This is a genomic window from Kitasatospora sp. NPDC001119, from assembly GCF_053598475.1.
In genome coordinates, this window is the sequence record NZ_JBSFKI010000055.1 from 14,436 (window position 1) to 25,362 (window position 10,927).

Genomic DNA, 10,927 nt, shown 5'->3' on the forward strand with positions numbered 1-10,927 from the left:
ATTGGCGCACGACGACCCGCGAAGGGGGAGGAGCGGATGGGGGATCACTTCGGGCTGGGGCCCGGGGTCGGGCCAGGGCTGCCGTTGGGGGCGGAGGATGAGCCCGCGTACGAGCCGCACCGGGGTGAACCGATCCGCGTGTTGGTGGTGGACGACCACGCGCTGTTCCGTCGGGGGCTGGAGATCGTCCTCGCGGAGGAGCCGGACATCAAGGTCGTCGGCGAGGCGGGGGACGGCGCCGAGGCCGTGCTGAAGGCCGCCGACCTGCTGCCCGACATCATCCTCATGGACGTCCGGATGCCGCGCCGCAGCGGGATCGAGGCCTGCACGGCGATCAAGGACGTGGCACCGAGCACCAAGATCATCATGCTGACGATAAGCGACGAGGAGGCCGACCTCTACGAGGCGATCAAGGCGGGGGCCACCGGCTACCTGCTCAAGGAGATCTCCACCGACGAGGTCGCCACCGCGATCCGCGCGGTCGCCGACGGGCAGTCGCAGATCAGCCCCTCGATGGCGTCCAAGCTGCTCACCGAGTTCAAGTCGATGATCCAGCGCCGCTCCGACGACCGGGACCTGGTGCCCGCGCCCCGGCTCACCGACCGGGAGCTGGAGGTGCTCAAGCTGGTGGCGACCGGGATGAACAACCGGGAGATCGCCAAGGAGCTGTTCATCAGCGAGAACACCGTGAAGAACCACGTGCGCAACATCCTGGAGAAGCTCCAGCTGCACTCGCGGATGGAGGCGGTGGTGTACGCGATGCGGGAGAAGATCCTCGAAATAGGGTGAGCCGGGCGGGACTTAGCGGTCCGCCAGCAGTTTCTCCAGGGTCGGGCGCAGCCGCTCGTCGTGCAGCGTCCCGACCCGCACCGCGTCGCAGCCGGCCCAGTCGGCGGCCTCGCGCAGCGCCGTCGCCAGCGCCTCGACGTGCCGGGCGCCCCGCCCCGGACCGTCCAGGGAGACCTGCCGGGCGACCAGGGTGCGCCCCTCGCGGGCCGGGTCGACCCGGCCGACCAGCCGGCCGCCGGCCAGCAGCGGCATCGCGAAGTAGCCGTGCACCCGCTTGTGCTTGGGCGTGTAGGCCTCCAGCCGGTGTGTCATGCCGAAGATCCGCTCGGTGCGGGCGCGGTCCCAGACCAGCGAGTCGAACGGCGAGAGCAGCGTGGTGCGGTGGCGCCCGCGCGGGGCGGTGGCGAGGGCGGCCGGGTCGGCCCAGGCCGGGGCCGGGGCGCCGTCCGGGCCCCAGCCGGCCACCTCGACCGGGACGAGCCCGCAGTCGGCGAGCACCGGGTCCAACTGCTCGGCGCGCAGCCGGTGGTAGTCCAGCAGGTCGGCCCGGGTGGCCACGCCGAGCGCGGCTCCGGCCTGGGCGACCAGGGTGCGCACGCACTCCCCGTCCGACCGCTCCTGCCCCAACAGGGCGTCGGGGATGGCCTGTTCGGCCAGTGCGTAGACCCGCTTCCAGCTCCGGCGCTCGGTGCAGACCACGTCGCCGAAGGCCAGCGCCCGCTCGACCGCGATCTTGGTGTCGGACCAGTCCCACCACTCGGCGGTCTTCTTGGCGCCGCCCAGCTCGGTGGAGGTCAACGGCCCCTCGGCCCGCAGCTTGTCCAGCACGGCGCGGTAGGTCTCGGGCGGGACCTGGTGGCCCCAGAGGTGGCCGCGGTCGCGGTAGCGGCGGCGCCGGAAGGCGAACAGCGGCCACTCCTCGACCGGCAGGAGGCAGGCCGCGTGCGACCAGTACTCGAAGCTCGTGCCGCCTCCCCAGTACGCCGCCTCGACGGCCGGGCGGCCGACCGCGCCGAGGCGGGCGTACGGCACCAGCTCGTGCGAGCGGGCGAGCACCGAGATGGTGTCCAGCTGGACGGCGCCCAGGTGCCGCAGCACCCCGCGCACCCCGCCGCGGCGGTCCGGCGCGCCCAGCAGGCCCTGGGCGCGCAGGGCGATCCGGCGGGCGTCGTCCGCGCTGAGGACGGCGGCGGGGGCGGGGTGGGCGGCAGCGGCGGTCATGCCGGGGAGCGTAGTCCGGGGTACCGACAGCGCGGGCCCGGGTCGGGGCGGAGGGCTCAGGCCAGGTCGGAGGGCAGCAGGGAGGCGATCCAGGAGTCGTGGAAGGCGCCGCGCTGCTCGGCGTACGAGCGCAGGGTGCCCTCGAAGCGGTAGCCGACCTTCTCGGCGACCGCGCGGGAGCCGTCGTTGCCGACGTAGGCCAGCCACTCCAGGCGGCGCAGGCCCAGCTCGCGCAGGCCGTAGTGGGAGACGGCGCGCGCGGCCTCGGTGGTGTAGCCGCGGCCGCGGAACTCCTTCACGGCCCACCAGCCGATCTCGGCGCAGCCCGGGTCCTGGGGGCGCAGGACGAGCCCCTGGGAGCCGACCAGGGTGCCGGACTCGCGCTCGAACACGCACCAGATCAGGTTCGCCCCGGTGCGCCGGCCCTCGATGGCGAGATCGCGTACGAAGAACTCGGCGTCCTCGCGGCGGTAGGGCGACGGGACGACCGTCCAGCGCTGGATCTCCGGATCCTGGCAGGCGGCGTAGACCGCGTCGATGTCCGACTCCTGCGGGGGGCGCAGGACCAGTCGGTCGGTGGTGAGGGCGGGAAGTTCGGCGCGAAGTTCGTCCATGAACGGATTATTCCGCCAGGGGAGGAAGGCGGGCATCCGATTATTCGCCCGCCTTGGCGTCCAACTCCACGACCCGCCGACCGTTTTGTCCCGGTGGACGGTGCTATCGGGCCATGTGCTCGCCAGGGTGACACGGGAATACCGTGCTGACGCACCTCCCGGGGGGTTGGACTCCTCGCATACGATGGCCCGTGCGGTGGGGTGGACCCGCCGTGCAGTCGTCCAGTGCCAATACAGGCAAGGAGCCCGCTCATCGTGTCCGTCTTCGACAAGATCCTGCGCGCCGGCGAGGGCAAGATCCTTCGCAAGCTGCAGCGGATTGCCGCCCAGGTCAACTCCATCGAAGAGGACTTCGTCAACCTCACCGACGCCGAGCTGCGCGCACTGACCGACGAGTACAAGCAGCGGCTCGCGGACGGCGAGACCCTGGACGACATCCTCCCCGAGGCGTTCGCCACCGTCCGTGAGGCCGCCAAGCGCGTGCTCGGCCAGCGGCACTACGACGTCCAGCTCATGGGCGGCGCCGCGCTGCACCACGGGTACGTCGCCGAGATGCGCACCGGTGAGGGCAAGACCCTCGTCGGCACGCTGCCCGCGTACCTGAACGCGCTGACGGGCAAGGGCGTCCACCTGATCACCGTCAACGACTACCTCGCCGAGCGCGACTCGGAGTGGATGGGCCGGGTGCACCGCTTCCTCGGCCTCGAAGTCGGCGTGATCCTGGCCAACATGACGCCCGCCGAGCGCAAGCGCCAGTACGGGATGGACATCACGTACGGCACGAACAACGAGTTCGGCTTCGACTACCTGCGCGACAACATGGCCTGGTCGCAGGACGAACTCGTCCAGCGCGGCCACTACTTCGCGGTCGTCGACGAGGTCGACTCGATCCTGATCGACGAGGCCCGTACCCCGCTGATCATCTCCGGCCCGGCGGACCAGGCGACCAAGTGGTACGCCGACTTCTCCAAGCTGGTGCTGCGCCTGAAGATCGACCGGGACTACGAGGTCGACGAGAAGAAGCGCACGGTCGGCATCCTGGAGGAGGGCGTCAGCCGGGTCGAGGACTACCTGGGCATCGACAACCTCTACGAGTCGGTGAACACCCCGCTGGTCGGCTTCCTGAACAACGCCATCAAGGCGAAGGAGCTGTACAAGCGGGACAAGGACTACGTCGTGATGAACGGCGAGGTCATGATCGTCGACGAGCACACCGGCCGCATCCTGGCCGGCCGCCGCTACAACGAGGGCATGCACCAGGCGATCGAGGCCAAGGAGGGGGTGGAGGTCCAGAACGAGAACCAGACCCTGGCCACCATCACCCTGCAGAACTTCTTCCGCCTGTACGACAAGCTCGCGGGCATGACTGGTACCGGCACCACCGAGGCCGCCGAGTTCCACCAGATCTACAAGCTCGGCGTGGTGCCGATCCCGACCAACAAGACGCCGCTGCGCATCGACCAGCCCGACCTGATCTACAAGTCGGAGCCGGCCAAGTTCGCCGCCGTGGTCGAGGACATCGCCGAGAAGCACGAGAAGGGCCAGCCGGTGCTGGTCGGCACCGTGTCGGTCGAGAAGTCCGAGTACCTGTCGCAGGAGCTGCGCAAGCGCGGCATCCCGCACGAGGTGCTGAACGCCAAGCACCACGAGCGCGAGGCGCAGATCGTCGCGCAGGCCGGCCGCAAGGGCGCCGTCACCGTCGCCACCAACATGGCCGGCCGAGGCACCGACATCATGCTGGGCGGCAACTCCGACCACCTCGCGGCGGCCGAGCTGGCGCAGCGCGGGCTCACCCCGACGGACACCCCGGAGGAGTACGAGGCCGCCTTCCCGGCCGCGCTGGAGAAGGCCAAGGCCTCGGTGAAGGCCGAGCAGGACGAGGTCAAGGAGGCCGGCGGCCTCTACGTCCTCGGCACCGAGCGGCACGAGTCCCGCCGGATCGACAACCAGCTGCGCGGCCGCTCCGGCCGTCAGGGCGACCCGGGCGAGTCCCGCTTCTACCTGTCGCTGGGCGACGACCTGATGCGCCTGTTCAAGGCCGGCATGGTCGAGCGCGTGCTCTCGATGGCCAACGTCCCCGAGGACGTGCCGATCGAGTCCAAGATGGTCACCCGCGCCATCGCCTCCGCGCAGACCCAGGTCGAGCAGCAGAACTTCGAGATCCGCAAGAACGTCCTCAAGTACGACGAGGTGCTCAACCGCCAGCGCGAGGTCATCTACGGCGAGCGCCGCCGGGTGCTGGAGGGCGAGGACCTCCAGGAGCAGGTCGGCCACTTCATGGACGACACCGTCGAGGCGTACGTCCGCGCGGCCACCGGCGAGGGCTTCGAGGACGACTGGGACCTGGACAAGCTCTGGACCGCGCTCAAGCAGCTCTACCCGGTCACCCTGGACCTGGAGGAGCTGGAGGAGGAGGCCGGCGGTCCGGCCGGGCTGACCCCCGAGTTCCTGATCAAGTCCGTCCAGGAGGACATCCAGGGCCAGTACGGCGCCCGCGAGGACCAGCTGGGCGCGGAGATCATGCGCGAGCTGGAGCGCCGGGTCGTGCTGTCGGTGCTGGACCGCCGCTGGCGCGAGCATCTCTACGAGATGGACTACCTCCAGGAGGGCATCGGCCTGCGGGCCATGGCGCAGCGCGACCCGCTGGTCGAGTACCAGCGCGAGGGCTTCGACATGTTCACCGCGATGATGGAGGGCATCAAGGAGGAGTCCGTCGGCTACCTGTTCAACCTGGAGGTCCAGGTCGAGCAGCAGGTCGAGGAGGTCCCGGTCGAGGACGCCCAGGTGGCGCTCGACAAGCTGGAGAAGGACGCCGCCCGCCCGGAGATCAAGGCCAAGGGCCTGGAGGCCCCGAAGCCGCAGCGGCTGCACTACACGGCCCCCTCGGACGAGGTCGGCGGCGGTGTCATCGAGGGCGACTTCGACGACCTCGCGCCGGAGGACGAGGGCGACGGGATGACCCGCGCCGAGCGCCGCAAGGCCGCCAAGTCGGCCAAGGGCCGCCGCCGCAAGGGCTGAGCCGGCCGCCGGCCACCAGCCAGGACGCCACGCAGGGCGCCGTTCCCGGACCGGGACGGCGCCCTGCGCCGTTCCGTACCGCCGGGCGTGTGGTCCGTACCGGCGGGCGCGCGGCGGGGCGCTCACCGGGCCTCCACGGCGGTGCACTGCCACTGCCCGGCCGGGCCGCGCTGCTCCAGCCGGAAGGCCACCATGTGGTGGCGCCGGCCGAGGTCGACCCGCACGCAGGCCTCGACCGCGTCGGGTGAGGGCGAGCGGTCGTGCACCGGGCCGAGCCGGGGCCGGTCGGCGGGGCCGCCGCGGCGCAGCGCGCCGGCCCGGACCAGCGAGGCGAGCTGCCCGTAGCCGTCCAGGCTGGTGTGCCGCATCAGCTGGCCGGAGGGCCGGGCGCCGGTGAGCACCTCGACCAGCTGGCGGGCGAACCGGGCGGCCAAGGCTCCGGAGCCCGGCCCGGCGTTCGGCCCCGAGCCCGGCCCGGGGGCATTGGTGCAGGCGGCGCGCGGGTGGCGCGGGCGGCGGCCGGCCGGCTCGCAGCCGCCGGCGTCACGCGGACGGCGGTACGGGCGGGCGGCGGGGTGGGCGCTGTACCGGACGGTCACGGGGTGGCTCCTCGGCTGGGTGGTGCGGGTACGGACGGGTCCAGGCTGGGGGCGTCCCGCGCGGGGCGGCAACGGGTTTCCGGGGCGGCCGGGACGGGCCGCCGAATTCACCTATCCGGGGGAACCGGCCTGTGCGGCGCCGGGCCGGAGGGGCGGTCCGACGGCGCCCGGTTGACGTGCGGGGACGGGCCGTACGGTCCAAAAGGGGACGCTCCGGCTGGGCGGACCGGGTGGCGGCGCCCGGCCGCCGCATTGCGCCGTACGGGCGCGGCGCGCACCATCGGAGCCTGACCGGGAGCGGACCGCCGGGCTCCCACGACGAGGGACGGCCGGTATGACGACACGGGTGGCGGCCCCGGCGGCCGCGGGCACCGCCCCGCCCGCCGGCGAGGGCGTGCCGCGGTACGGCGTGGTGCTGGGCGGCGGCGGGATGCTCGGCGCGGCCTGGACGGTCGGCGCGCTGTGCGCCGTCGAGGAGGCCACCGGGCGGCAGCCGGGCGGGGCCGACGTCCTGCTGGGCACCTCGGCGGGCGCGATCCTCGCCGCGATGCTGGCCGGCGGCGTCCGCCCCGAGCAGCTGCGCGACCACCAGCGCGGCCTGCCGATCACCGAGGGGCCGCTGGCCGGGACGGCCTTCGACTACGACACCGCCGTCGGCGGCGCGCTGCCGCCCCGCCCCCGGGCCGGGATCGGCTCGCCCGGCCTGCTGCGGGACGCCGTCCGGCACCCGCGCGAGTACCCGCTGCTGACCATGGTCTCGGCGATCGCGCCGCACGGCCGCGGTTCGCTGGCGCCGGTCGGCGAGCTGGTGCGCGGCCTGCTCGGCGACGGCGGAGGGCCGGAGCCCGGCGGCGGGGGATCGCCGCTGCGGGTGGTGGCCGTGGACTACCGCAGCGGCCGGCGGGTGGTCTTCGGCGACCCGGACGCCCCGGCCGTCCCGGTGCCCGACGCCGTGATGGCCTCCTGCGCGATCCCCGGCTGGTTCGCGCCGGTGCGGCTGGACGGCTCGGCGTACGTGGACGGCGGCTGCTGGTCCGCCACCAACGCCGACCTGATGCTCGGCCGGGGGCTGGACGAGGTGTACGTGCTCGCCCCGATGGCCCTGCGGCTGGACCCGAGGCCGGGGCGGGCCGGGCGGCGGGGCCGGGAGGACCGGGAGGGGCAGGACGGCCGGGAGGGCCGGCTCGGGGGCGGCCGCGACACCCTGGCCGCCCTGCGCGAGTGGCGCGCCCGGGACCGTCCGCGCGGCGTGCTCGCCCAGCTGGTGAGCCGCTACCGCCACGCCGTCACCCGGCAGCTGCTGCGCGAGGCCGCCCAGCTGCGGGCCGAGGGCGTCCGGGTGCGGCTGCTCGCGCCGACCCTGGCGGACCTCGCGGTGATGGGCCCGAACATGATGGACCCGGCCCGCCGCGGCGCCGTCCTGGAGAGCGCCCTGCGCACCAGCCGGGAGGCGCTCCGGGCCTAGCGCGGGCCCGGTGCGGCGCCGACGCGGGCCCGGCGCGGGCACCGTACGGGTCCGGCCGCGGGCGCCCGCCCCCGGACCAGGGGTGATCACGGGCGGCCCGGCGGCGCTTATTCTTGGGGCGCTGGAGACTGTGCTGCTGGACGAACCCCGCTGGACGAACCGGAGAGTGCCCCCGATGCGCGTGTACGTGCCCACCACCCTGGCCGGCCTGGCGGCGGCGCACGAGGGCGGCGCCCTGGACCAGTCCGCCGCGTACGCGGTGACGCCCGCGCTGCGCGAGTGGTACGTCAGCGACGACCTGGAGGAGCTGGAGTACGCGGCGCTGAACCGGGCCGCCCAGTCCTCGCTGCGGCTGCTGGCCGCCGACCCGGGGGCCCCGCGCCGCCGGGTGGTGGTGGCGCTGGACGTGGCGGACGGGTCGGTGCGGCCGTTCCCCGGCGACGAGTACCAGGACCAGGCCTCGCTCGGCCGGGTGGTGCTGGCCGGCCCGGTGCGGCTGGCCAAGGCGGCCGCGGTGCACGCCGACGTGTCCGACGACGAGGTGGTCACGGACGTCGCGGCGGCGGTGGCGGCGGTGGCCGCGGCCGACGCCGGCGACCAGGACGCCCAGTTCACCGTGGACGGCGCCGAGGACCACGACCTGCTCTGGTTCGCGACCCAGGAGATCCCCTCCCTGCTCGGGTGAGTTCCGCCCTACCGGCGTGTCACCCGGCCGGGTTACCGTTTCACCCCGTGCGCACTCACATCGTTTGGGACTGGAACGGCACGCTCTTCCACGACATGGAGGCCGTGCTCGGGGCGAGCAACGCCGCGTTCGCGACCATCGGCGTCGGGCCGATGACGCTCCAGGAGTACCGCGAGCAGTACGAGATCCCGATTCCCCGCTTCTACCAGCGCCTGCTCGGCCGGACGCCCTCCGCGGAGGAGTGGCTGAGGCTCGACGACGCGTTCCACGACCGCTACCGGGAGCTCAGCCCGTCCTGCGGGCTGACCGAGGGCGTGCGCGAGCTGTTGGACGGCTGGCGGGAGGCCGGGAACAGCCAGTCGCTGCTGTCGATGTACGAGCACGACAAGCTGGTGCCGCTGGTCGACACCTTCGGCCTGAGCAGCGGTTTCCTGCGGGTGGACGGCCGCAGCGGCCCGTCCGGCGGCCAGAAGGCGGAGCACCTGACCCGGCACCTGGCCGCGCTGGGCGAGCGGGTGGACCCGGCCCGTACGGTGCTGATCGGCGACGCCGCGGACGACGCCCTGGCGGCGCTGGGCGCGGGCGCCCACGCGGTGCTCTACACCGGCGGTTCGCACACCCGGGAGAAGCTGGAGCCGGTCGGCGTCCCGGTGGTGGACAGCCTGGCCGAGGCGGTCGAGCTGGCGGGCCGGATCACGGGCTGAACCCCGGGCCCGCCCGGAAGGGGCGGGACGGGATACCGGCGGACGTGGCGGGCGCCACGTCCGCCGTCCGCGTGTCTGAGCGGGCGGATCGCGCCCCGGCTGGTCAGGCTGGTGTCACACCCGACCAGCCCCAGGACGGAGCCCGCCATGCCCATCGACGCAGTCACCGAGGTGCCGGTCCCGGTCAACGAGCCGGTGCGGGCGTACGCGCCCGGCAGTCCGGAGCGGGACCGGCTGGTGCGGCGGCTGGACGACCTGGCGGCCGAGCAGGTTCCGCTGCCGATGACGATCGGCGGCGAGCAGCGATTCGGCGGCGGCGAGCGGATCGAGGTGGTGCAGCCGCACCACCACGCCGCCAAGCTGGGCGTGCTCGGCAACGCCACCCGGGAGGACGCCCGGGCGGCGGTGGACGCGGCGCTGGCCGCCGGCCGGCAGTGGCGCTCGCTCTCCTTCGACGACCGCGCGGCGGTCTTCCTGCGCGCCGCCGACCTGTTGGCCGGTCCCTGGCGGGAGACGCTCAACGCGGCCACCATGCTCGGCCAGTCCAAGACCGCGCAGCAGGCGGAGATCGACTCGGCGTGCGAGCTGATCGACTTCTGGCGGTTCAACGTGGGGTTCGCCCGGCAGATCCTGGCGGATCAGCCGATCTCCTCGCCCGGCGTGTGGAACCGCACCGACCACCGCCCGCTGGAAGGTTTCGTCTACGCGGTCACCCCGTTCAACTTCACCGCGATCGCCGGCAACCTGCCGACCGCCCCCGCGCTGATGGGCAACACCGTGGTCTGGAAGCCCGCGCCGACCCAGACCCTGGCCGCGTACCACCTGATGCGGCTGCTGGAGGCGGCCGGCCTGCCGCCCGGGGTGATCAACCTGGTGACCGGCGACGGCCTCCAGGTCTCCCCGGTGGTGCTCGCCGACCCGGCGTTCGCCGGCCTGCACTTCACCGGCTCCACCGCCACCTTCCGCTCCCTGTGGCAGACCGTCGGCGCCAACATCGGCGGCTACCGCACGTACCCGAGGATCGTCGGCGAGACCGGCGGCAAGGACTTCCTGCTGGCCCACCGCTCGGCCGACCCGGAGATCCTGAGGACGGCGCTGATCCGCGGCGCCTTCGAGTACCAGGGCCAGAAGTGCTCGGCGCTCTCCCGCGCCTACCTGCCGCGCAGCCTCTGGCAGCGGATCAAGGACGACTTCCTGGCCGAGGTGGACGCGCTCGCGGTGGGCGACGTGACCGACCTGTCCAACTTCATGGGCGCCCTGATCGACCGGCGCGCCTTCGAGAAGAACCGGGACGCCATCGATCGGGCGAAGGCCGATCCGACGATCGAACTGGCGGCCGGAGGACAGTACGACGACGCGATCGGCTGGTTCGTCCGGCCGACCGTGCTGGTCTCCTCCGACCACCGGGGCGAGATCTTCCGGACCGAGTACTTCGGCCCGATCCTCGCCGTCCACGTCTACGAGGACTCCCGCTGGGACGACGTGCTGCGCCGGGTCGACGCCGGCGCCCCGTACGGCCTGACCGGCTCGGTGATCGCGCAGGATCGTTACGCCATCGCGCAGGCGGTCGAGGAGCTGCGGTTCACCGCGGGGAACTTCTACATCAACGACAAGCCGACCGGCGCGGTGGTCGGCCAGCAGCCCTTCGGCGGCGGCCGGGCCTCCGGCACCAACGACAAGGCGGGCGCCGCGCAGAACCTGCTGCGCTGGACCTCGGCCCGGTCGATCAAGGAGACCTTCGTCCCGCCGACCCACCACGGCCACCCGCACATGGGCTGAGAGTGAACACCGGGCTCCGGTTTGGACATGCTGTCCAGGACGGACCCGACTTC

The 10,927-nt window shown here is 73.3% G+C and carries 9 protein-coding genes; 6 read left to right on the forward strand and 3 right to left on the reverse strand.

Features of this window, described 5'->3' with window-relative positions:
* Positions 1 to 36: 36 nt before the first annotated feature.
* Entirely contained in the window at positions 37 to 789 is a 753-nt protein-coding gene (locus tag ACWDD9_RS39715) for a response regulator (protein ID WP_082346073.1), read from the forward strand.
* A gap of 12 nt (positions 790 to 801) precedes the next feature.
* On the opposite strand, the gene ACWDD9_RS39720 is transcribed toward ACWDD9_RS39715, so the two are convergent.
* Positions 802 to 2,010, reverse strand: a complete 1,209-nt coding sequence (locus ACWDD9_RS39720; RefSeq protein WP_449814282.1) for a winged helix-turn-helix domain-containing protein — start codon at positions 2,008 to 2,010, stop codon at positions 802 to 804.
* Positions 2,011 to 2,066: 56 nt separating this feature from the next.
* Positions 2,067 to 2,624: a GNAT family N-acetyltransferase gene (locus tag ACWDD9_RS39725; RefSeq protein ID WP_449814283.1), complete on the reverse strand. Its 558-nt coding sequence runs from the start codon at positions 2,622 to 2,624 to the stop codon at positions 2,067 to 2,069.
* A 255-nt stretch (positions 2,625 to 2,879) separates the two neighbouring features.
* Here ACWDD9_RS39725 and secA point away from each other — a divergent pair, with 255 nt between their 5' ends.
* Complete coding sequence (gene secA, locus ACWDD9_RS39730) at positions 2,880 to 5,642, forward strand: preprotein translocase subunit SecA (RefSeq protein WP_049657305.1); 2,763 nt, start codon at positions 2,880 to 2,882, stop codon at positions 5,640 to 5,642.
* A gap of 122 nt (positions 5,643 to 5,764) precedes the next feature.
* Here secA and ACWDD9_RS39735 read toward each other — a convergent pair whose 3' ends face one another.
* Positions 5,765 to 6,241 carry an Rv3235 family protein gene (locus ACWDD9_RS39735; protein ID WP_449814284.1) on the reverse strand — a complete coding sequence of 159 codons (477 nt, stop codon included), beginning with the start codon at positions 6,239 to 6,241 and terminating at the stop codon, positions 5,765 to 5,767.
* 334 nt (positions 6,242 to 6,575) lie between these two features.
* Here ACWDD9_RS39735 and ACWDD9_RS39740 point away from each other — a divergent pair, with 334 nt between their 5' ends.
* The 4 genes from ACWDD9_RS39740 (at position 6,576) to pruA (ending at position 10,874) form a co-directional block, all read left to right on the forward strand.
* On the forward strand, positions 6,576 to 7,706 hold the full coding sequence (locus ACWDD9_RS39740; protein ID WP_449814285.1) for a patatin-like phospholipase family protein: 1,131 nt from the start codon (positions 6,576 to 6,578) through the stop codon (positions 7,704 to 7,706).
* Between the two features lie 175 nt (positions 7,707 to 7,881).
* On the forward strand, positions 7,882 to 8,391 hold the full coding sequence (locus tag ACWDD9_RS39745; RefSeq protein ID WP_049653861.1) for a DUF6912 family protein: 510 nt from the start codon (positions 7,882 to 7,884) through the stop codon (positions 8,389 to 8,391).
* Positions 8,392 to 8,438: 47 nt separating this feature from the next.
* Positions 8,439 to 9,095 carry an HAD family hydrolase gene (locus ACWDD9_RS39750; RefSeq protein WP_074005011.1) on the forward strand — a complete coding sequence of 219 codons (657 nt, stop codon included), beginning with the start codon at positions 8,439 to 8,441 and terminating at the stop codon, positions 9,093 to 9,095.
* Positions 9,096 to 9,248: 153 nt separating this feature from the next.
* Positions 9,249 to 10,874, forward strand: a complete 1,626-nt coding sequence (pruA, locus tag ACWDD9_RS39755) for an L-glutamate gamma-semialdehyde dehydrogenase (protein WP_117491750.1) — start codon at positions 9,249 to 9,251, stop codon at positions 10,872 to 10,874.
* Positions 10,875 to 10,927: the final 53 nt, after the last annotated feature.

Coding starts and splice junctions, on each gene's coding strand:
- ACWDD9_RS39725 (WP_449814283.1), bottom strand. CDS start 2,624: ATGGACGAACTTCGCGCCGAACTTCCCGCCCTCACCACCGACCGACTG.
- ACWDD9_RS39745 (WP_049653861.1), top strand. CDS start 7,882: ATGCGCGTGTACGTGCCCACCACCCTGGCCGGCCTGGCGGCGGCGCAC.
- ACWDD9_RS39720 (WP_449814282.1), bottom strand. CDS start 2,010: ATGACCGCCGCTGCCGCCCACCCCGCCCCCGCCGCCGTCCTCAGCGCG.
- ACWDD9_RS39715 (WP_082346073.1), top strand. CDS start 37: ATGGGGGATCACTTCGGGCTGGGGCCCGGGGTCGGGCCAGGGCTGCCG.
- ACWDD9_RS39740 (WP_449814285.1), top strand. CDS start 6,576: ATGACGACACGGGTGGCGGCCCCGGCGGCCGCGGGCACCGCCCCGCCC.